Annotated in this window: 18 protein-coding genes; 11 read left to right on the top strand and 7 right to left on the bottom strand. The window is 56.2% G+C overall.

What is annotated here, in order from left to right; translation table 11 throughout:
- Positions 1 to 12 precede the first annotated feature (12 nt).
- Entirely contained in the window at positions 13 to 978 is a 966-nt protein-coding gene (locus tag LG301_RS06005; protein WP_404474287.1) for a carbohydrate kinase, read from the top strand.
- Positions 979 to 1126: 148 nt separating this feature from the next.
- On the opposite strand, the gene LG301_RS06000 is transcribed toward LG301_RS06005, so the two are convergent.
- Genes LG301_RS06000 through zwf form a run of 3 tightly spaced genes read right to left on the bottom strand, consistent with a single transcriptional unit; the run spans position 1127 to position 3992 of the window.
- Entirely contained in the window at positions 1127 to 1789 is a 663-nt protein-coding gene (locus LG301_RS06000; protein WP_287804907.1) for a bifunctional 4-hydroxy-2-oxoglutarate aldolase/2-dehydro-3-deoxy-phosphogluconate aldolase, read from the bottom strand.
- A 42-nt stretch (positions 1790 to 1831) separates the two neighbouring features.
- A complete protein-coding gene (gene pgl, locus LG301_RS05995) occupies positions 1832 to 2497 on the bottom strand; it encodes a 6-phosphogluconolactonase (RefSeq protein WP_404474285.1) in 666 nt (221 codons plus the stop codon).
- Position 2498: 1 nt separating this feature from the next.
- On the bottom strand, positions 2499 to 3992 hold the full coding sequence (zwf, locus tag LG301_RS05990) for a glucose-6-phosphate dehydrogenase (protein ID WP_404474282.1): 1494 nt from the start codon (positions 3990 to 3992) through the stop codon (positions 2499 to 2501).
- A 453-nt stretch (positions 3993 to 4445) separates the two neighbouring features.
- On the opposite strand from zwf, the gene LG301_RS05985 reads away from it, so the two are divergent.
- The 4 genes from LG301_RS05985 to trkA are packed head-to-tail and all read left to right on the top strand — an operon-like array spanning position 4446 to position 9124.
- Entirely contained in the window at positions 4446 to 5939 is a 1494-nt protein-coding gene (locus LG301_RS05985) for a TrkH family potassium uptake protein (RefSeq protein WP_404474280.1), read from the top strand.
- Between the two features lie 2 nt (positions 5940 to 5941).
- Positions 5942 to 7039, top strand: a complete 1098-nt coding sequence (locus LG301_RS05980) for an ATP-binding protein (RefSeq protein WP_404474277.1) — start codon at positions 5942 to 5944, stop codon at positions 7037 to 7039.
- Entirely contained in the window at positions 7029 to 7754 is a 726-nt protein-coding gene (locus LG301_RS05975; protein ID WP_404474275.1) for a response regulator, read from the top strand. The genes LG301_RS05980 and LG301_RS05975 overlap by 11 nt, the downstream gene beginning before the upstream one ends.
- Positions 7751 to 9124: a Trk system potassium transporter TrkA gene (gene trkA, locus LG301_RS05970; RefSeq protein WP_404474273.1), complete on the top strand. Its 1374-nt coding sequence runs from the start codon at positions 7751 to 7753 to the stop codon at positions 9122 to 9124. The genes LG301_RS05975 and trkA overlap by 4 nt, the downstream gene beginning before the upstream one ends.
- A 62-nt stretch (positions 9125 to 9186) precedes the next feature.
- Here trkA and LG301_RS05965 read toward each other — a convergent pair whose 3' ends face one another.
- The 4 genes from LG301_RS05965 to LG301_RS05950 form a co-directional block, all read right to left on the bottom strand.
- Positions 9187 to 9897, bottom strand: a complete 711-nt coding sequence (locus tag LG301_RS05965) for an anti-sigma factor domain-containing protein (protein ID WP_404474272.1) — start codon at positions 9895 to 9897, stop codon at positions 9187 to 9189.
- Positions 9894 to 10472: a sigma-70 family RNA polymerase sigma factor gene (locus LG301_RS05960; RefSeq protein WP_404474270.1), complete on the bottom strand. Its 579-nt coding sequence runs from the start codon at positions 10470 to 10472 to the stop codon at positions 9894 to 9896. Before LG301_RS05960 ends, LG301_RS05965 begins: the two co-directional genes overlap by 4 nt.
- Before the next feature lie 125 nt (positions 10473 to 10597).
- Positions 10598 to 11119: a DUF3455 domain-containing protein gene (locus LG301_RS05955; protein WP_404474268.1), complete on the bottom strand. Its 522-nt coding sequence runs from the start codon at positions 11117 to 11119 to the stop codon at positions 10598 to 10600.
- Positions 11120 to 11322: 203 nt separating this feature from the next.
- Positions 11323 to 12855: a carbohydrate porin gene (locus tag LG301_RS05950; protein WP_404474266.1), complete on the bottom strand. Its 1533-nt coding sequence runs from the start codon at positions 12853 to 12855 to the stop codon at positions 11323 to 11325.
- 403 nt (positions 12856 to 13258) lie between these two features.
- Here LG301_RS05950 and LG301_RS05945 point away from each other — a divergent pair, with 403 nt between their 5' ends.
- The 6 genes from LG301_RS05945 (at position 13259) to LG301_RS05920 (ending at position 20462) form a co-directional block, all read left to right on the top strand.
- The gene (locus tag LG301_RS05945) at positions 13259 to 14530 is read left to right on the top strand and encodes an ABC transporter substrate-binding protein (RefSeq protein ID WP_404474265.1); all 1272 of its coding nucleotides are present in this window, start codon (positions 13259 to 13261) and stop codon (positions 14528 to 14530) included.
- A gap of 14 nt (positions 14531 to 14544) precedes the next feature.
- The gene (locus tag LG301_RS05940) at positions 14545 to 15531 is read left to right on the top strand and encodes a carbohydrate ABC transporter permease (protein ID WP_404474263.1); all 987 of its coding nucleotides are present in this window, start codon (positions 14545 to 14547) and stop codon (positions 15529 to 15531) included.
- Entirely contained in the window at positions 15531 to 16373 is an 843-nt protein-coding gene (locus LG301_RS05935) for a carbohydrate ABC transporter permease (RefSeq protein ID WP_404474261.1), read from the top strand. The genes LG301_RS05940 and LG301_RS05935 overlap by 1 nt, the downstream gene beginning before the upstream one ends.
- 66 nt (positions 16374 to 16439) lie before the next feature.
- Positions 16440 to 18056 carry an alpha-glucosidase family protein gene (locus tag LG301_RS05930; protein ID WP_404474259.1) on the top strand — a complete coding sequence of 539 codons (1617 nt, stop codon included), beginning with the start codon at positions 16440 to 16442 and terminating at the stop codon, positions 18054 to 18056.
- A gap of 67 nt (positions 18057 to 18123) precedes the next feature.
- Positions 18124 to 19230 (top strand): ABC transporter ATP-binding protein, encoded by a 1107-nt coding sequence (locus LG301_RS05925; RefSeq protein WP_404474257.1) that lies wholly within the window; start codon positions 18124 to 18126, stop codon positions 19228 to 19230.
- 200 nt (positions 19231 to 19430) lie between these two features.
- Positions 19431 to 20462 (top strand): LacI family DNA-binding transcriptional regulator, encoded by a 1032-nt coding sequence (locus tag LG301_RS05920; RefSeq protein WP_404475186.1) that lies wholly within the window; start codon positions 19431 to 19433, stop codon positions 20460 to 20462.
- Positions 20463 to 20469: the final 7 nt, after the last annotated feature.

The raw sequence follows: 20469 nt of genomic DNA, 5'->3' as shown, positions 1-20469 counted from the left end.
AAGGAAAGACCTATGACGCCGGTGATTGCGTTCGGTGAAGCTTTGATTGATATGCTCTCTAGCCGCCTGGGTGATGACACGGGACCAGAGACGTTTACGCCCTATGCAGGCGGCGCGCCTGCCAACGTGGCAGTGGCCTGCGCACGACTCAACGTACCCAGCCAGTTTTTGGGTATGGTAGGCGACGACACCTTTGGGCACTTTTTGATTCGTGAGCTGAAAAGCCATGGCGTGGATACTCAGGGCGTGGTGCTCACCAAGGAAGCCCGCACGGCGCTGGCGTTTGTCTCCCGCGACAGCAGCGGCGAGCGCACCTTCGATTTCTACCGCCCACCGGCGGCCGACCTGCTCTACCGCTTGGAACATCTGCCCTACGGCGTGTTCGAGCAGCCCGCCATTGTGCACCTGTGCAGTAATAGCCTGACCGACCCCGAGATTGCCGAGACCACCCTCGCAATTGCCGCCATGGCCAAGCGGGCAGGTTGCCTAGTCAGCGTGGACGCCAACCTGCGCCACAATTTGTGGGCGGATGGCTCAGCGGACGTATGGCGGGTCACCGAGCTGATCGACAGCGCCGAGCTGGTGAAAGTCTCTCTAGAAGAGCTGGACTACCTGCGAGGCGACCATCCACAAGAGGCGTGGCTGGCCGAGCGCATGGCCGCAGGGGTGAAGGTGATTGTGATTACCGACGGCCCCCATAATGTGGTGCTCAAAGGCATTGGTATTGACCAAACCGTGACGCCGCCCAGCGTCACGGCAGTGGATACCACCGCCGGTGGCGATGCCTTTATTGGCGGCCTGCTCGCGGAGCTTTCACGCTACGGCATCAGCGAAAGCTGGCACCAGGACAGCGCGTTTCTCACCCGAGCAGTAGATATCGCCTGCCGCTGCGGTGCCCACGCGGTCACCCGCCCCGGCGCGTATGCAGCACTGCCTACCCACGCCGACATCGAAGCCCTGCGCAGTTCGGCAGGCTAGCCCACAGCGTCATCACAAAATGCACTGCTCCATTCAGACGCAGGCATAAAAAAGCCCGAGCATGGTGACATGCTCGGGCAAACGTCTTGCTCACACGACCCGATATCAGTGAGGCAAGTAACGAGAGTGCTCGGTACGGTGTTTCATATTAGTGGTGGAAACGCTCGGCGGCCTGGCGGGCCAGCTCGCGAATGCCGTCCCAATCTTCGGCTTCAATCATCGCTTTCGGCGTTAGCCAGGAGCCGCCGACACACATTACGTTGGGCAGCGAGAGGTAAGTCTCGGCATTGTCCACAGTAATGCCGCCAGTGGGGCAGAAACGCGCTTCAGGAATGGGAGCGCCGAACGCTTTAAGCGCTTTCGCGCCGCCGCTGGATTCAGCGGGGAAAAACTTGAAGCGGCGGTAGCCATACTGCCAGCCAGTCATCAGCTCAGATATAGTTGAGACGCCTGGGAGCATCGGCACGGGGCTCTCTACGCCGTAGCGGTAAAGCGCTTCGGTGGCACCCGGAGTAACGACGAAATCAGCGCCGACCTGCTCAGCCTGGCGATATTGCGCGGGCGTGAGCACGGTACCCACGCCAATACTGGCACCCGGCAGCGCTTCTTTCATGCGCTTGATGGCTTCCAGGGCGCAGTCGGTACGCAGGGTAATTTCCAGAACGGTCAAGCCGCCCTCAACCAGAGCGCGGCCCAGGGGCACGGCATCTTCCAGACGCTCAATGGTAATCACCGGAATCACTTCTGCTTTTAAGCAGATGCTGTCGAGCTCGGCGGTGCGCGTTGAGGGTAGCTGTTTATCAATGGACATCAGTGAGTCTCCAAGCAATTTATTATTGGCGTGGGCAAAGCGTTAGGGTGCCCAGTAGATCGCCAAGGGGCACGATAAAAAGGCGCGAATCGGTAGGGTGCGAACATCGTCACCACTCATGGCATTCGCCAGTACGGCCCGCTTATCGTCGCCGGTAATATGTAGAATATGGCGCTTTGCCTGATGCAGGCGGCCCGCCGAGAACGTAATGCGCGGCTGCGGCTGACTGGGCGTACGCACCGCCACCAGCGGCTCATCGGTGGAGAGCGCCAGGCCCAGCTCTTGGCTATCGGGGAACAGCGAGGCTGTGTGGCCATCGCCGCCCATGCCTAAAATCACCACGCTCGCTGGCCAGGCAAGCCCTGCGGTGGCTTCTGCCACCGCTGCCACGCCCTCTTCCGGCGTGCCGGCGTCAGAGATCAACGGCACAAAGTTGGCCGCCGCTGCGGGGCCCTGCAGCAGGTTGTCGCGCACTAACTTGGCGTTGCTGTCACTGCTTTGCGCATCCACCCAGCGCTCGTCGGCTAGGGTGATATCGACTCGCGCCCACGCCAGCGGCTTTTGCGCCAGCGCCTTGAAAAATGGCACCGGCGTCGAACCGCCTGATACCACCAATAAGGCACGCTCCTGATGCTCCAGGTCTGCCGCCAAGGCTTGATAAACGGCTTCTGCTAGCTGCTCGGCCAGCGCTTGTCGTGTGTTGCTCATCTTAATAGTCCTCGTACCAGCTGCGGCCATCCTGGGTAATCATGGCAATAGAGGCGACCGGCCCCCAAGAGCCCGCCGGGTAGCGGCGCGGCGGGGTTTCGCGTGACTTCCAGCCATCGATTAGCTGGTCGCACCAGCGCCACGCGTGCTCCACTTCGTCTCGGCGCACAAACAGGTACTGCTGGCCTTTCATGACTTCCAGAAGCAGACGCTCGTAGGCATCGGGGATACGCGACTTGGGGAAGGCGTTGTTGAAATCCAGGTGCAGCGGGCCAGGGCGCAGGCGCATGCCTTTATCCAGGCCGCTATCCTTGGTGAGCACCTGCAGGGCAATGCCTTCTTCCGGCTGTAGGCGAATAATCAGCTTGTTAGCGGCAATATTGCGCTGATCCGGGTCGAAAATGTAGTGAGGCTGCTGACGGAAGTGAATGACAATTTGTGACAGCTTCTCCGGCATACGTTTACCGGTACGCAGATAGAACGGCACCCCCGCCCAGCGCCAGTTGGCCACTTCGGTTTTCATGGCCACGAAGGTTTCGGTTTGGCTCTGGGTGTTGGCACCCTCTTCATCCAAATAGCCCGGCACGGGCTGACCATCGCTGGTGCCCGCAATGTACTGGCCGCGCACTACGTCGCGCCCAAGCGCCTCACCGGTAAACGGTTTGAGCGCCTTAAGCACTTTAACCTTCTCATCACGGATGGCATCGGCGTCCAGGTTGGAAGGCGGGTCCATGGCAATCAGGCACAGCAGCTGCAATAGATGGTTCTGCACCATGTCGCGCAGCTGGCCCGCATCGTCAAAGTACCCCCAGCGGCCTTCGATACCGACTTTTTCCGCCACAGTAATCTCGACGTGGGAGATATGATTCTGGTTCCACTGGGTGCCGAACAGCGGGTTGGCAAACCGCAGGGCGATTAGGTTCTGAACCGTCTCTTTGCCCAGGTAGTGATCGATACGGTAAATACGGGATTCAGGGAAGACAGCGCCAATCGCGTCGTTGATCTCCTCGGAAGAGGCCAAGTCATAGCCAATCGGCTTCTCAACAATGACACGGGTATCGTCATCCAGGCTGTTGCTCGCCTGCAAATTGCGGCAGATATCGCCGTAGATGCGCGCCGCGACGGATAGATACACCACCATGGGCTGCTTGGAGCCTTCACGCCACTGGCGAATGGCGTCGTAGCCCTCTGCGGTGGCGAAGTCGAGCTTCAGGTACTCCAAGCGGTTTAAGAAGCGCTCAAGACTCTCTTTGTCCTGCTCGTCTTTTTTCAGACGTTTTTGCAGCGCACCATTAACCAATTGACGAAACGCGGCAGTGTCATGCTCCTGGCGCGCCAGCCCCATGATCCGCGTGCTTTCTGGCATTAAGCCCTCGCGGTCAAGATGATACAGCGCAGGAAACAGCTTGCGCATGGCAAGGTCGCCTAATGCCCCAAACAGCGCCAAATCGATCGCGTGATGGGGGTCGCCTAGCGGTGCATGTGACTGGCTCATCTCAACTCCTGTTTATCATTAGGCGCTATAATGTAGTTAGATTACCTAAAATCTATCTGATTATAGGCGTTATGCGCAACAATTAATGTAATTTTACTACAAAATATTAACTGATGTTTGTCTTTTCCTCTTCGCTAGCTAAGCCTGTTGCCTTTCACTTTACGGCCTTCATATACGCAAGCTCCTCCTTTGAGAATGGGGTGGCCTACCGCTAATAGCGGATGCTGACAGCGACACAGCTCGTCACCTCAACACGGGCAACAGCAGCGTCTTAATAAAGTATGTACATCATGGCAATGGTTCATCCAATTGCACATCAGAGCAACTAAGCACTGTCTAGACCCCATCAACGCCTGAGAAATCTGCGCAGGTTTTTTATTTTTTACAGACTTTTTATGCAGGTGCATGATGTTATTGAGCCATGTTTCAGGCAAATGAACATTGAGTAAGACAATGCATCACACAACCAATCCTTGGCTTTATCGCAGCAGAGAACTCTATCGCCACTGGGCACCCGTGCTTAAGATTTTGTCGGTGCTATGGCTTATTCTAGCGCTATTTATGGTGATGCCTTGGGTGGTTCTACTGGTTGAGCGCGATCCCGACGCCCATGCGTTTAGCTTGTCTCTCATGATCGTGCTCGCCTGTGTAACAAGCACGCTACTGCTCACTTATCGTGCCTCTCTAGAGCTTAAATCGTGGCAGATGTTCATCCTCACAGCGGGTAGTTGGATCAGCATAAGCTGCTTTGCCAGCCTACCGCTGATTCTTGGCGCCCCCCAACTTAGCTTTACTAATGCAGTCTTTGAGTCGGTCTCGGCGATTACCACCACCGGGTCAACCATCTTGTCAGAGATCGAAGAGTTATCCGACGGCCTAAAACTGTGGCGGGGTTTGATGCAGTGGCTGGGCGGTATCGGCATTATTGTCATGGGCATCGCTATTCTGCCGTTTCTAAAAGTAGGCGGCATGCGGCTATTTCACACTGAGTCTTCGGATTGGTCCGATAAAGTGATGCCCCGCACGGGCGGCATTGCGAAAGCGACGCTCAGTATCTACGTGGGGCTGACACTCGTAGCGATGCTGAGCTACTGGGTAGGAGGAATGCACCCGCTCGATGCCATTGTGCATGGCATGACATCGCTGGCGACCGGCGGCTTTGCTAACTCTGATGCCTCGTTTGGCGCCTACGCTGAGCAGCCATGGCTACTCTGGATGGGTAGCTTTTTTATGCTGAGTGGTGCGCTACCGTTCGTGTTGTACATTCGCTTTATTCGTTCATCCAAAAGCGCATTATGGAACGACCAACAGGTGCGCGGTTTGTTAAAACTGCTGCTAACCGCAATCGTTATACTCAGCATGTGGCGCGTTTTACAAGGCGATGACTGGTTTGTCTCGGTGACCCACGTCACGTTTAACGTCATTTCAGTCGTGACCACTACGGGCTATGCATCCGACGACTACACGTTGTGGGGCTCACTACCCATTGCGGCGTTTTTCTATCTGACGTTTATGGGTGGCTGCAGCGGCTCTACAAGCGGCGGTATGAAGATTTTCCGCTTTCAAATCGCCATGCTGATGTTGCGTAATCAGCTGCGTTATCTAATTCATGCCAATGGGGTTTTCACAACGCGCTACAACCAGCAGCCGGTGACCAGCGATATTTCCCGCAGCGTTGTGGCTTTTTCGTTCTTCTTCTTTATTACGATTGCAGTGCTCGCGTTGGGCCTTTCAGCGTTGGGGTTGGACTTAGTCACTGCCCTTTCAGGAGCGGCCACTGCGGTGGCAAATGTCGGTCCCGGTCTCGGTGATACCATTGGCCCGGCAGGTAACTTTGCGACACTCCCCGATGCAGCTAAATGGCTACTGTGCATCGGTATGTTAATGGGTCGTCTGGAAATCTTGACCGTAGTGGTGCTGCTCACCCCCATGTTCTGGCGGCGTTAAAGATGAAAATAATGCACGTGTTTCGCCTACCCAACCGACGCGAGATAGCCTTGGTGTTCGGCACTAGCGGTGCGGCTCTGCTGGTTGCTTGGGGGCTGCATGCTTGGCTCGCGTTGGCTAACTTATCGCTTATTTTCTTGACGGCTGTACTCGCCTGTGCGGTATTGGCCAGTAGCTATGCCGCTTTTATCAGTGCGCTGGTGAACTTTGTGGTGTTTAACGTAGGCTTTACGGAACCGTACCTCTCGCTAGCGGTTTCAGAGCGAGAGCAGCTGGTTACACTATTATTTTTTTTATTAGTCGCCTTAGTTGTTGGAAACATTGCGGGCGTCAGTCGGGAACGTATGTTGGCACTCAACGTCTCTCGGCTGGCAGAGGAACAGGAGCGGTTACGATCGGCCTTGCTCGCCTCAGTTTCCCACGATTTACGCACGCCGCTCGCCTCGATTATAGGGGCCGCAAGTTCCCTGCGCACGTTAGATGCCCAGCTAAACCAGCAGGATCGCTTTGCCCTACTGGATGGCGTCCTCAATGAAAGCGAGCGCCTTAACCGCTACATCCAAAATTTGTTAGACATGACACGATTGGGCCACGGCGAGTTAACGATTGAGCGCGACTGGATCAGCATCGATGACTTAGTGGCTTCCGCCCGTCGTCGTTTAACGAGTTCATTAGCCAACCTTAACGTGCATCAGGCATGGGATGGCGAACTACCGCTATTGAATGTTCACCCCGCCTTGATTGAGCAGGCGCTGGTCAACGTACTGGAAAACGCTGCACGATTTTCTCCTCCTAACGGAGTGATCACCATTGCCGCTGCTACTGACCCTCGCCATAGCACGCTCACACTCACCGTCACCGATGAAGGGCCAGGGATACCATCCTCAATGCGTGAACAGGTATTTGAGATGTTTTTTACGGGCAATGGCGGTGACCGCAGCCTGCATGGCACAGGGCTTGGACTCGCTATTTGCCGAGGCATGCTAGGCGCCCATGGAGGAACGGTGGCTGCTGCTGAAGGCCCCCACGGGCAGGGGACTCAAATTATCATGACTCTGCCTCTCTCACCCCCCACCCAAGAACAGCACGATGATGTCTAAGCCTGCACGCATACTAATCGTGGACGATGAGACCGCGATACGTCAGTTTTTACGCATTAGCCTGGGGTCTCAAGGCTTTCGCATCAGCGAAGCCAGCACCGGGGGTTCCGCCCTGCACACCGTACGCGAGACGCTAGCAGCTGATCCTATCGATTTAATTTTGTTGGACTTGGGACTGCCTGATATTGATGGTCAGCAGGTGCTCCATACACTACGCCAGCAGGTCAGCACCCCCATTATCATTGTCTCGGTGCGTGGCCAGGAAGCAGAGAAAGTGCGCGCCTTGGATAACGGTGCTAACGACTATGTCACCAAGCCTTTTGGTATTCAGGAACTGCTCGCCCGTATCCGCGCTCTGCTGCGCCAGCACCCGCCTACCATCACGCCGCCGTATTATGCATATGGCGCGTTAACTCTTGATATCGCTGCCCATCGGGTGACATTAAACGGCGAGACAATCCATTTAACCCGTAAAGAATTTGCAGTGCTGCAACAGCTGATTAGCCAGGCTGGCCGAATCGTGACGCAAACCCATTTGCTGCGCACCATCTGGGGACCAAGCCACCAAGAAGACACCCACTATTTACGCATCATTATCAGCAAGCTACGCCAGAAACTGGGCGATGAACCACATGCCCCCAGCCTGCTGCAAACCGAGCCGGGAATTGGCTATCGGCTTTGCGTTGAGTTCGACCGTGAGGAAATCGACAAATGAAAATAATCATTCTTGGTGCCGGCCAAGTCGGTGCCACCCTGGCAGAGCACCTAGCCCGCGAAGAAAATGACATTACCGTTGTCGATACCGACGGCTCAAAACTGCGCGAACTGCACACCAAACTGGATATTCGTACCGTGACGGGCTCGGCTTCATATCCGATTGTGCTGCGTCAGGCGGGCTGTGAAGATGCCGATATGTTGATTGCGGTGACCAACACCGATGAAATCAACATGATCGCCTGCCAAGTCGCCCATACCCTGTTCCGCACGCCTACCAAAATTGCCCGCGTACGCTCAACCGCCTACCTCACCCGGAAGGGGTTGTTTGCCCACGAAGCGATTCCCATTGATGTACTGATCAGCCCTGAACAAGTGGTTACGGATCATGTTCGCCGCCTGATTGAGCACCCCGGTGCGTTGCAGGTGCTGGAGTTTGCCGGTGGTTTGGTGCAGCTGGTGGCGGTGAAAGCGTTCTACGGTGGCCCACTGGTGGGACAAGATTTAGCCTTTTTAGCCAAGCACATGCCCAATGTGGAAACACGCGTCGCGGCCATTTACCGCCGCAATCGGCCGATCATTCCCCGTGGTGATACGGTGATTGAAGCTGACGACGAGGTGTTTTTCCTGGCAGCACGGCGCGATATTCGCGCGGTAATGAGCGAACTACGCCGCGTTGAACGGGATTTTAGACGGGTGGTGATTGCCGGTGGCGGCAACATTGGCGAGCGCTTGGCCGAGCACCTAGAGCACAGCCATCAGGTTAAGATTATCGAGCACAGCTTAGAGCGCTGTACTGCGCTTTCAGAACGGCTTGACCGAACGGTGGTGCTACACGGCAGCGCCACCAGCAAGCGGCTGCTGGAAGAGGAGAATATCGAAGAGTGCGATATCTTTTGTGCCCTGACCAACGACGACGAGGTGAATATTATGTCGTCGCTGTTGGCCAAACGCCTGGGCGCCAAAAAGGTACTCACGCTAATTAACAACGCCGCCTACGTGGACTTGGTGCAGGGGGGCGACATCGATATCGCCATCTCCCCCCAACAGGCGACCATCGGCAGCCTGCTTACTCACGTCCGCCGAGGCGATATTGTCAATGTACACTCGCTTCGCCGTGGCGCCGCGGAAGCCATCGAGGCGATCGCCCACGGTGATAAGCAGTCTTCCAAAGTGGTGGGCCGTACCATTGCTGAGATCAACCTACCTGAAGGCACCACCATTGGTGCCATTGTGCGAGGCAAAGAGGTCATCATTGGTCATGGGGATGTGATGGTAGAGAGCGGCGACCACGTCATTCTGTTCGTGATTGATAAGCGGCGCATTCGTGACGTGGAGCGGCTATTCCAAGTGGGTTTAACGTTCTTTTAGGCCACCCGGAACGCGCCGCGCGCTAATCAAAGGATCTTTAGCAGCGTTAATAACGCTGTGCGTTAAATCTCGACCGCGCGGCCAATAAATTCAATCGGCCCCGTCGGTAACCCGGTGGGTGAGCCGGTGTCCTCTTCTAGCGTGAGCTCAAAGAGCTGGTTATCCTCAAGCGGCGGTAGCTGGTCTAAACGCAGGCGCAGCGGTTGCCCAGGCTCTACCAGGCCAAGTGAGACCGGCGCTTGCCAATCATCGGCTTTGGTCCAGAACTCCAGCGCCTTGCCCTCTGGCACCTCAAAGGTTCCTAGTGGAATTAGCTGAATTTCCTGGCGGTTGGCAGCTTGCACCACCCACCCGGCTGATTGAGTTTGCGGCGCTAACAGCACCACCATATATTCCGGCGTTGCCGGTGCTGGCGCGACGTTCGTCAGCATCACGCCCATTGCTAGCGCAGCGGCTAAGCCCACTCCTGCCACCCCACGCCACAACGGCAGGCTTTGCACCCATCGGCGGCGTGGAGCCGATGCCGGAGAACGCGCAGCGGAGGCTTTTAAGCTGCGCTCGATGCGCGGCCACAGGTAATCCGACGGCGTCACGGGGTCGACTATCGCGGTATAAGGAAAGAAACGCTCTTCCCAGGCGGCTACTGCCTTTTGTAGCTCAGGGTCGTTGGCTAAACGCGCTTCAAAGGCCTCGCGCTCGGCCATGGACAGCGTGCCCAGCACGAACTCCCCGGCAAGGGCATGAAGATCATCGGGTTCATTTGAAGAGCTCATGCCATACACTCCCGTAGGCGAAGCAGACTGCGTTTGATCCAGGCCTTCACCGTGCCCAGGGGCGTTCCGGTATACGCCGCAATTTCAGCGTGGCTCAAGCCATCCACATAAGCATGTAGCACACAGTTACGGCGTTCGGTTTCTAATTGATGTAAGCACTCATCCATGCGCTGACCGGTTTGCCAATCAAACGCCTCCTCAACTTGGGAAGCGTGTTGATAGGTGTCATCTTCGGCAAACTCATGGGGGTCGTTAAGCTCGGTGTAGACGTGACGATCTCGCCCGCGAATAGCGTTAAGCGCTAAATGGCGAGCTATGCTAAATATCCAAGTGCGAGGGGCACCTTTTTGCGGATCAAAACTATCAGCACGCTGCCAGATATTTAAGCAGGCATCGTGGACAATATCCTCGGCCATACCACGGTCTTTCACAATGCGGTACACCACGCCTAAAAGCTTGGCACCCTCTTGCTGATACAGCTGCGAAAGCGCTGCCTGTTCGCCACGAGCAATGCGGGTAAGCGCATCAAGATGATCAAATTCGTTGGCTATCGTTGATCCACCATCATCAGACACATCATCACTCCCTGGTAACGCGCCGATAGCGGCCGTCGCACTGCCAGTAGCATAGCGGCTAGGGAGCCTTGATACGAGTCCCTAGCCTTCCTTAGCTTATTCTATATTCGTCAGTGCTTGGGCGCTTAGTTAGCGGTCCAGAAAATATAGTCAGCTTGATAAGTGACCACAGCGGTGGCGCCTTCGTTATCGGTGCCACAGTCGACGTTAGGCGCAACGCCGCCCTGAGTGTCCAGGCGCTGAATATAGGTGACGCCATTCATAGCCCCCTCGCCTTCTGCCGGGTTGGCTTCAACAAGTTGCAGCGGAATGTTGCCATCGCCATTTGGCGAAACGGCTAGCTGAGTGCCGGTAATTTTAGAACCATCCAGGGCTTCCCAGGTGGCGGGCGGGCCGTAATAGCTGCCGACCTGAGCGCCTTGGCTATCGTTTAGAGCAGCGTGCGGGCCTTTAAATACCCAACCCAAGCCACCATCGTCCTTGGCTTCACACATGTAGGTAATCGCGCCTACCCCTACCGTTTCAAGAGCAACGCTGTGGCCATCAGGCACTTGAATATCGGCAGGCACATCGGCCAGCGCCGCTTGACTGAAGGATGCAATGAGCGTCGCAGCGAAGGTAGCACGCGTTAAATGTTGAATCGTCATGTCAGTCTCCTTGGGTTGTATATCAGCCACTTTTGCCGTGGCTGTATAGGGGATACACATAAGGAGGCCAGTTGGATGCACTCTTTCTAAAAAAAATTTCAACCTTTCTACGGTACCTTAATCGCAAAAAAGCCCGCGACGAATCGCGGGCAATCGGCATTGACGAAACAGGCGAGGAACCTCCCTAGCGGGGCGTCAGCGGCTTAGAACCAAATTTCACTTTGCACACCAAAGCTCCACTGACCGCCCGTAAAGCCGTCGTTACCAAAAGAGTCTTCGGTGGTGTAGCCGTTCAAATCGTCGTCCCAATCCGTATAAGAGGCAAACAGCCGAATTTCAGGACGTTTCCAGAAACCGCCCACTTCTGGCTTGAAGGTAGGCGCAATAGTAAGCTTGCCGAAGTTGCCACTAACCTCATTGCGATCACTAAAGCCGTTGGGATCAAGATCCATATACTGGTAGCTACCCTCGTACTGCATCTCGAAGTTTTGAGTAATCTCGTTAGCCAAGCGTACGTTCAGCGTTGCCCAGGTGTAGCTGTCACCCTCAGCAAAGCGGTCCTCGCTCACTTCAGCCAAAATAGAGGGTGCAATACGCCACTGTGGCGCGATATACGTGGTGCCATAAACGGCCAAACGCGTTGCGGTCGCATCGTCGGTGAGATCGCCATCGCTGCCCAGCGCTTTGACTTCAGCACCTAACCCCTGACCATGAAGCGCCGCCGCTTTGAAGTTACCTTCGCCCAGGCCAAAAAAGCTATCGCCATGGTACGCCACCATCGTGTGCCAACCGCTGTCTGCGGCGGTTTGGGCAGCGCCAATATCGCGCTCATCGTTATCAGCGGCCGACATCACGTTGGCCATCACCTGCCAGCTACCGAAGTAGTTATTGGAGGTCAGCACGAGGTTGTCGGTATCACCGCTCTCGCCGTCTAGGCCAGGGTTTTCACGGTTTACCACATCGAAATCACTGAAGCTGCGGCCATACAGCGATACGTTTGATTTCCAGTTATCGCCTAACTGCATATCGTAAATACCGCCACCTGTACCCGCTAGAAATACCACATCGCTGTCGAGCCAGTGGATATCGAAATTGTCACGATCAAAACGTTTACCGGCCCAAATAGAGGCATTTTCAAACGCCCCGGTAAAGCTCGGTAGGTCGCTGAATTCAGCGTAGGCTTGGCGTACGTTCAGGTTGGTATCGTCGCCCACCCAATCATTGCTGGAATTGGTACTCGCCGCCAGCATGGTGGTGTAGCGGGCGCGGGCACCGTTATCAAACTGCATGCGATAATTAAGAATGGCTTCTGTGTAGGTATCGGGTTCATTGCCTAAACGACCTACTGCGCCACCAAGGTTGCCAACCGGCGTCACATAGGGGCCGCCATCAATACTCTTGCGGTCTTCACCAAGCAATAAGCCTGAACGTGCATACACGTTGAATGAGAAACCTTCCTCGCCGCTTGAGCGGCGCTCCACCCGGGCTAGGCGCTCTTCGATATCTGCATCCGTCGTAGCCTCTGCAGGCGCGCTGGTGGCTGGAGCAGTCGATCCCTCAGCGATTTCAGCGCGGCGCTCGGCAGCATCTGCGCGCTGCTCGGCGGCTGCAATACGCGCTTCAAGCTCGGCAAAGCGCTCTTCGAGGGTCGTGTTGGCACTGGCTAACCCGCTCATGCCTAGGCTGGCAGCCGCCACCGCAATGGTCAGCGGAGTTTTAAACGCTGTTTTATGCATTGTTATAAGTCCTATTGTTCTGAAAACATTTGTTCTGAAAAACATCTGCTCTGGAAAACGAGTGTTTTTAAACCGCTATTGTTCTACTCGTTATGCCTGCGCCTGCCTTAACACCAAGCTCCCTTGAATGTTGCAAAGCAACCACTACTTTGGCGTCGGAAGCTGCAGCCCCTAAAACTTAATCGATTAAGTATTGGTAAACCAACAAGCCTTTGCTAATTATCGACCAATGTCTAACCGCCCATTTATGTTAGATAAAATTCATTTATTACCTTAGACAAAAGTCGCTATTGAACTTCGCGCAAACAGACGGCTAACTGGCAACTTACTTAATCGTTTAAGTAGGCGCGGCAAGCGCTTTGATACTCATCACCCACAACAATAAACGCCGAGGAACGCCGTTATGAAAAAGACACTGCTCACGTCAGCCATTGCTTTGGCCAGTATTGCCAGCGCCACTGGGTCTGCCCAGGCGGCCGAACTAACCATTTCTTGTGGCGCGGTGGGTGCAGAGCTGACCCTTTGCCAAGAAGGCGTTCGCGCTTGGGAAGAGAAAACTGGCCACAGCGTCGATGTGGTTTCGACGCCTAACTCGTCGACTGAACGCCTGTCGCTCTACCAACAAATTCTTTCTGCCAACTCCAGCGACATCGATGTGATGCAAATTGACGTGGTATGGCCAGGCCTGCTCGCTAACCACCTGCTCGACCTGCGTGAGGTGCTGGGCGAAGAGGCTGCTGCGGGCCACTTCGACACCATCGTCACCAACAACACCATCGATGATCGCCTGGTTGCCATGCCCTGGTTTACCGATGCAGGCGTGCTCTACTACCGCGAAGACCTGCTTGAAAAGTACGGCCACGAGGCACCCAGCACCTGGCAAGAACTCACTGAGATTGCCCGTGAGATTAAAGAAGCTGAGCGCGCCGAAGGTAACGACCGTATGCAAGGTTTCGTGTTCCAAGGCCGCGCCTACGAAGGCTTAACCGTTAACGCTCTTGAGTGGGTCGCAAGCTTTGGCGGTGGCACCGTGGTAGATAACGACGGTGAAGTAACCATCAATAACGAGCGAGCCGCACAGGCGCTGGATCTCGCCGCCTCTTGGATTGGCGATATCTCCCCGGAAGGCGTGTTGAACTACACCGAGGAAGAAGCCCGCGGTGTTTTCCAAGGCGGCAATGCGGTCTTTATGCGTAACTGGCCTTACGCGTGGTCGCTGGCACAAAGCGACGACAGCGATGTACGTGGCAAGGTCGGCGTCATTCAACTGCCAGCAGGCGGTGAAGAGGGCCAAAGCGCGGCGGGATTGGGCGGCTGGAACTTGGCCGTTTCTCGCTACAGCGAGCACCCTGAGATCGCCGCTGACTTGGTGGCTTACCTAACGGGTGAAGAAGAGCAAAAACGCCGCGCCATTCAAGCCTCTTACAACCCAACGATTGATTCGCTTTACCAAGACCAGGAAGTGCTGGATGCCGTGCCCTTCTTCGGTACGCTCTACGATACCTTCACTAATGCGGTAGCCCGCCCTTCTGCCCCCACGGGCGATGCCTATGGCCGCGTCAGCAATGCGTTCTTCAGCACCTCCCATGACGTGCTGTCCGGCACCAAAGATGGCGCTCAAGCCGTCGCCGACCTTGAGGGCGAACTGCTGCGCCTGAAGCGTCGCAACTGGTAATCGCGGAGACACCTATGTCGACTTCTTCAAACAACAGCGCGCCCCTGGAGGCGCGCACTGCCATAGCGCCAGCGCGCCGGCAGCGCGGCACTAAGGTTCGCCGCCAACGGGTTAAAGCGGCTTGGCTATTTTTAGCCCCCATGCTCATTGCATTAACCTTGGTCGCTGGCTGGCCGTTAATGCGTACATTTTTCTTAAGCTTTACCGACGCCTCGCTATCGGACCTGGGTGCGGCCAACCTGATCGGTTTCGAAAACTATCTGGTGTACGACAACGGCCGTTGGTTCGGCGTACTGGCTGACCCGGTTTGGTGGCAGTCCGTGTGGAACACGGTCTACTTCTCGGTGGTGTCGGTATCGCTGGAAGTTGTTTTTGGCGTCATCGTGGCGCTGATTCTAAACGCAGAATTTAAAGGCCGCGTGATCGTACGTGCGGCCGTGCTTATTCCCTGGGCGATTCCTACTATTGTCTCAGCCCAGATGTGGGCGTGGATGCTGAATGATCAGTTCGGCATCATCAACCACCTGCTGATGGTGGCTGGCATTATTGATAATCCTATCGCCTGGACTGCCAGCGCCACCTACTCCATGTGGGCGGTCATCATGGTCGACGTATGGAAAACCATTCCCTTCGTTGCTTTATTGGTGCTGGCCGCGCTGCAGATGCTGCCCAAAGATTGCTATGAAGCCGCCGAGGTGGATGGCATTCACCCCGTGCGCGTATTTTTCAAAGTCACCCTGCCGCTCATCACCCCTGCCCTGATGGTGGCGGTGATATTTCGCTTGCTAGACGCCCTGCGGGTATTCGACGTGATTTATGTCCTGACTTCTAACTCCACCAGCACGATGTCGATGTCGGTTTACGCCCGCCAGCAGCTGGTTGAATTTCAGGATGTCGGCTACGGCAGTGCGGCATCCACGCTGCTGTTCTTAATTATTGCGCTAGCCACCATTGCGTACCTCTATCTTGGCCGCAAACAGATTCAATTGGGAGGTGACTGATGAGCACTCGTCAGCTAGCCAAAATAGCGAAACGCATTGGGTTCTGTGCACTTATTGCGATCATCATGGTGTATGCGGTGTTCCCGTTTTACTACGCGGTGATCACCTCGATAAAACCCTCTAGCGACCTGTTCCGCGTGGAACTGTGGCCCTCGACCTGGAGCCTGGATAACTACGCACAGATCTTCAGTCAATCAAGCTTTATCCGGGCGATCTTCAACTCGATCATCGTCGCGTTCAGCGTGGTATTCATCGCCTTGCTGTTAGGCATTACCGCCTCTTATGCGCTTGGGCGGGTACGCTTTCGCGGCCGCTCTACCGTGCTGCTCGTCATTCTGGGCGTTTCGATGTTCCCGCAAGTGGCGGTGCTTTCCGGGCTGTTTGAAGTCATCCGCACGCTGAATCTTTATAACAACCCGGCCGGCCTGATTCTCAGCTACACCATCTTTACCCTGCCCTTCACGGTGTGGGTACTCACCACCTTTATGAAACAGCTGCCCATGGAGCTGGAAGAGGCCGCCATCATGGATGGCGCAACGCCCTGGGTCACTATCACCAAGGTGTTTCTGCCGCTGATGTGGCCTGCCATGGCGACCACCGGGCTGCTGGCGTTTATCGCTGCCTGGAACGAGTTTCTGTTTGCCCTGACCTTCACGCTCACCGATGCCCAACGCACGGTGCCCGTTGCGATTGCGCTGCTGTCTGGCGGTAGTGCCTACGAGCTGCCATGGGGGCCGATTATGGCGGCTTCTGTGGTGGTGACCGTACCGCTGGTGATTTTGGTGATTATTTTCCAGCGCCGCATTGTTTCCGGCCTGACCGCAGGTGCCGTCAAAGGCTAATCCACGCAACGAATATATTGATGGGCTGATGTTTATCCGTCAGCCACTTTTTTTAAGGAATGAGTTATGCAAGACACTATGATGTGGTGGCGCGGCGGCGTTATTTATCAAATTTATCCGCGCAGCTTCTTAGATAGCCGCGGCGACGGTGTGGGTGACCTGAACGGCATCACTGAGAAACTGGATTACGTCGCGTCGCTGAACGTCGACGGTATTTGGCTATCGCCCTTCTTTACGTCGCCAATGCTCGACTTCGGCTACGACGTTAGCAACTATTGCGACGTAGACCCGATGTTTGGCACGCTGGACGATTTCAAAGCGCTGCTGGAAAAAGCTCACTCCCTGGGCCTGAAGGTGATGATTGATCAGGTGATTAGTCACACTTCCGATCAGCACCCCTGGTTTAAAGAGAGCCGTCAGGATCGTACCAACCCAAAAGCCGACTGGTTTGTATGGGCCGACCCGAAACCCGATGGCACGCCGCCCAACAACTGGCTGTCGATTTTTGGCGGCTCGGCGTGGACCTTCGACTCCCGCCGCCAGCAGTACTACCTGCACAACTTCCTGACCAGCCAGCCGGATGTGAACTTCCACCACCCTGACGCGCGTCAGGCGCAGCTCGACAACATGCGTTTCTGGCTGGATTTAGGCGTCGACGGTTTCCGCTTGGATACGGTCAACTTCTACTTCCACGATGCCGAGCTGCGGGACAACCCGCCGGTGCCAAAAGGCGAAGCCAAAACCCTGGGCGCCCCGGAAGCGAACCCTTACACCTGGCAGCGCCACGTCTACGACCTCAGCCGCCCAGAAAACCTGGATTTTCTGAAAGATTTACGCGCGCTGATGGATGAGTACCCCGGCACCACCACAGTAGGTGAGATTGGCGACGACAACCCGCTGGAGCGCATGGCTGAGTACACCGCCGGTGGCGATAAGCTGCACATGGCGTACACCTTCGACCTACTCAACATGCCCCACTCGGCAAGCTACTTGCGCGAAGTAATTGAGCGTTTCCAACGCTTGGCAGGCGACGCCTGGCCCTGCTGGGCAACCTCCAACCACGATGTGGTGCGTAGCGCGACTCGCTGGGGCGCTGACGAAGACCCCCACGCCTACCCGAAAGTGATGCTGGCGATGCTGTTCTCACTGCGCGGCAGCGTGTGCCTTTACCAAGGTGAAGAGCTGGGCCTGCCGGAAGCCGATGTGCCTTTCGAGCGCATTCAAGACCCCTACGGCAAAGTGCTGTGGCCCGAATTCAAAGGCCGCGACGGCTGCCGCACGCCCATGCCGTGGACTGACGGCGAACAGGGCGGCTTCTCCCCGGTAGAGCCGTGGCTGCCGATGGAAGCTCGCCATCTAGATTTGGCCGTTAGTCGCCAGCAGGACGACCCCAACGCCACGCTCAACAGCGTGCGCGCCCTGCTAGCCTTCCGCCGCAGCCACCCGGCCATGTTCGATGGCGACTTGGCACTGGTAGAGGTTGGCGAAGAGCTACTTGGCTTTACCCGTCAAAAAGGCGATGAGACGCTTCTGTGCGTTTTCAACCTGACCGGACAAGCGCAGCACACTACGCTGCCCGTTGAGATTGCCAGCGACCTAACGGTTGCCAACTTCACCGCCACGCGAGATGGCAACACGCTCTCACTGCCTGCGTATCAAGCCGCCTTTATGCAGGTTGCCTAAACGCCGCCTATAACAGTTAATAACGATAGCCGGCCCGCGACGCTCTTGAGGCCGGCAAGGAGTTACCATGGCAAGTGTTACGCTTGAAAAGGTCAACAAAGTATTTGGCCGAGATCACATTATTAAAGACGTCGATCTTTCCATTGGCGACGGCGAGTTTGTCGTATTTGTCGGCCCCTCTGGCTGCGGTAAATCGACTCTGCTGCGTCTGATTGCCGGGCTGGAGTCCATCAGCGATGGCGATTTGAACATCGGCGGCACCGTGGTGAACGATTTACCGCCTCGGGAGCGCGGCGTGGGGATGGTGTTTCAGTCCTACGCGCTCTACCCGCATATGACCGTTTACGACAACATGGCGTTTGGCCTGAAGCTGGCCAAAACCAACAAAGAGACGGTGCATGAACGGGTAATGAGCACAGCGAAGATTCTCCAGCTGGAAGAGCTTCTGCACCGTAAGCCCAAAGCACTTTCAGGGGGCCAGCGCCAGCGGGTGGCCATGGGCCGCGCCATGGCCCGCGAGCCGCGTATTCTGCTGTTCGATGAGCCGCTCTCTAACCTGGACGCGTCGCTGCGGGTGCAGATGCGCAACGAAATCGCCCGGCTGCATAACCGCCTGGGTTCTACCATGATTTACGTGACCCACGATCAGGTAGAGGCTATGACGCTGGCAGATAAAATCGTGGTGCTCAACCGTGGCCATGTCGAGCAAGTAGGCAGCCCGCATGAGCTCTACCAGCGCCCGGCTACGAAGTTCGTAGCCGGCTTTATTGGCTCGCCCACCATGAATTTCCTGCCTGCCAAACTGCTTAGCGGTGCCGCTGACGGCTGTCGAGTTAACGTTGCAGGATTAGGTGACGTGACCCTGCCCCAAGCGGGCGATGGCTACGCACAAGGCAGCTCGCTGACGCTAGGCGTGCGCCCAGAGCACCTGCGTTTGGAAGCGCCACAGGGGGAGAACTGCTTTGAGATCGTCAACGTTGAGTACTTGGGTAACGAAGTATACGTATACCTTGAGCCGAAAGAGGGCACAACGCTGCTGATCCACCGCAGCGAAGCCCCCAGCCAATGGCAAGAGGGCCAGCAAGTATCACTGGTGCCGGATACCGAGCACGTGCACCTCTTTGACGAGAACGGTGCTGCGTTAATGCTCTCAGAGGCTCGCTCAGCCGCTTAATTCGACAAAGAACAACCCATCACGGCCTTGGCGGTGAAGACAACCTTTCAGATGAGGGTAGTCGGCATACCACCAAGGCCGTTATTCTTGTGCGCGACCACTCAATAATTAGCCTGCGCTATAAAAACAGCCTAGGCACTGCACTTTTTCAGTCAACGCTTTTCACCTGTTTAGGAAGCACCGTGACCGCCCCTCGCCGAATGACTCTAAAGGACCTTGCGCTCGAACTCGGCGTCTCAACCGCGACGATTTCCAACGCGTTTAACCGCCCCGACCAGCTCTCCCCGCTGCTGCGCGACCGTATTCTCAAAGAAGCCAAGCGGCTGGGGTATAGCGGCCCGGATGCCAAAGCCCGCAGCCTGCGCACCGGCCGCTCCAGCATTGTGGCGGTGATACTGGCCGAAAGCCTGACCTACAGCCTGAACGATGCGGTTGCCAGCGAGTTTCTTTCTGGCGTGGCCGAAGTGCTGGATGCCCACGGCCACACCATGCTGCTGCTACCGGGCCGTGGCCACGCGTCCCAGCCGCCCGGCTCGGCCAACATTGCCGATGGCTTTATCGTTTACGGCCTGATGCCCAACAATAAGCTGTTGAATGAGCTTCCTTCACAGCGCCCGCTGGTGTCGGTGGATTTTGATATTGACGGCTGCCCCACAGTGCATATTGATGACCGCGATGCCAGCTACGCGATGGCCATGCACGCCCTCACGCAGCGCCCTTCCCGGCCTGCCATTATTAACTTGCGCCTTACCAAAGAGCACTGCAACGGTCGCGTTACCAAAGCGCACACGATGCTGCCGGACAGCAGCACCATCAGCCGCGCTCGTTTAGACGGCTTTCACGCAGCGCTTAAAGAACATGGCTTCGATACTGGCGAGATACCGCTGTGGAACATTGAAGAGAACGTGTTTGATGTGTGCTCGCCAGTGATTACCGAGATCATCGAGCTACCCGCCGAACAGCGGCCTGACTTATTGCTATGCATGTCAGACCGAATTGCGCTCACCGCGCTGACGCTGGCCGAGCAGCGGGGGATTCCGGTACCAGGAGAGCTGCGGATTACGGGTTTTGACGGCATTGCCGAAGGGCAATATCGGGCACCACGTTTAACCACCGTCCGCCAGGACAGCGCAGAAAAAGGACGTGTGGCGGCCAACATGATCTTAGGGCGAATACCCAAAACCCAGCAGCTGCTCAAAACCGAGCTGCTGCTGGGCGATACCTGCCCTTGAGGGGTGA

The sequence above is a fragment of the Vreelandella venusta genome, assembly GCF_044809155.1.
Lineage (GTDB): Bacteria > Pseudomonadota > Gammaproteobacteria > Pseudomonadales > Halomonadaceae > Vreelandella > Vreelandella venusta_B.
The sequence above is the reverse complement of the archived record's forward strand: the minus strand, read 5'-3'. Positions and strand labels throughout refer to the sequence as shown.

What these genes read in the sequence shown, in the direction of transcription:
- LG301_RS05980 (WP_404474277.1), top strand. Translation starts at nt 5,942, where the DNA reads ATGAAAATAATGCACGTGTTTCGCCTACCCAACCGACGCGAGATAGCC.
- LG301_RS05940 (WP_404474263.1), top strand. Translation starts at nt 14,545, where the DNA reads ATGTCGACTTCTTCAAACAACAGCGCGCCCCTGGAGGCGCGCACTGCC.
- LG301_RS05950 (WP_404474266.1), bottom strand. Translation starts at nt 12,855, where the DNA reads ATGCATAAAACAGCGTTTAAAACTCCGCTGACCATTGCGGTGGCGGCT.
- LG301_RS05920 (WP_404475186.1), top strand. Translation starts at nt 19,431, where the DNA reads ATGACTCTAAAGGACCTTGCGCTCGAACTCGGCGTCTCAACCGCGACG.
- LG301_RS05975 (WP_404474275.1), top strand. Translation starts at nt 7,029, where the DNA reads ATGATGTCTAAGCCTGCACGCATACTAATCGTGGACGATGAGACCGCG.
- LG301_RS06000 (WP_287804907.1), bottom strand. Translation starts at nt 1,789, where the DNA reads ATGTCCATTGATAAACAGCTACCCTCAACGCGCACCGCCGAGCTCGAC.
- LG301_RS05955 (WP_404474268.1), bottom strand. Translation starts at nt 11,119, where the DNA reads ATGACGATTCAACATTTAACGCGTGCTACCTTCGCTGCGACGCTCATT.
- LG301_RS05935 (WP_404474261.1), top strand. Translation starts at nt 15,531, where the DNA reads ATGAGCACTCGTCAGCTAGCCAAAATAGCGAAACGCATTGGGTTCTGT.
- pgl (WP_404474285.1), bottom strand. Translation starts at nt 2,497, where the DNA reads ATGAGCAACACACGACAAGCGCTGGCCGAGCAGCTAGCAGAAGCCGTT.
- LG301_RS05985 (WP_404474280.1), top strand. Translation starts at nt 4,446, where the DNA reads ATGCATCACACAACCAATCCTTGGCTTTATCGCAGCAGAGAACTCTAT.
- LG301_RS06005 (WP_404474287.1), top strand. Translation starts at nt 13, where the DNA reads ATGACGCCGGTGATTGCGTTCGGTGAAGCTTTGATTGATATGCTCTCT.
- zwf (WP_404474282.1), bottom strand. Translation starts at nt 3,992, where the DNA reads ATGAGCCAGTCACATGCACCGCTAGGCGACCCCCATCACGCGATCGAT.
- LG301_RS05965 (WP_404474272.1), bottom strand. Translation starts at nt 9,897, where the DNA reads ATGAGCTCTTCAAATGAACCCGATGATCTTCATGCCCTTGCCGGGGAG.
- LG301_RS05945 (WP_404474265.1), top strand. Translation starts at nt 13,259, where the DNA reads ATGAAAAAGACACTGCTCACGTCAGCCATTGCTTTGGCCAGTATTGCC.
- trkA (WP_404474273.1), top strand. Translation starts at nt 7,751, where the DNA reads ATGAAAATAATCATTCTTGGTGCCGGCCAAGTCGGTGCCACCCTGGCA.
- LG301_RS05930 (WP_404474259.1), top strand. Translation starts at nt 16,440, where the DNA reads ATGCAAGACACTATGATGTGGTGGCGCGGCGGCGTTATTTATCAAATT.
- LG301_RS05925 (WP_404474257.1), top strand. Translation starts at nt 18,124, where the DNA reads ATGGCAAGTGTTACGCTTGAAAAGGTCAACAAAGTATTTGGCCGAGAT.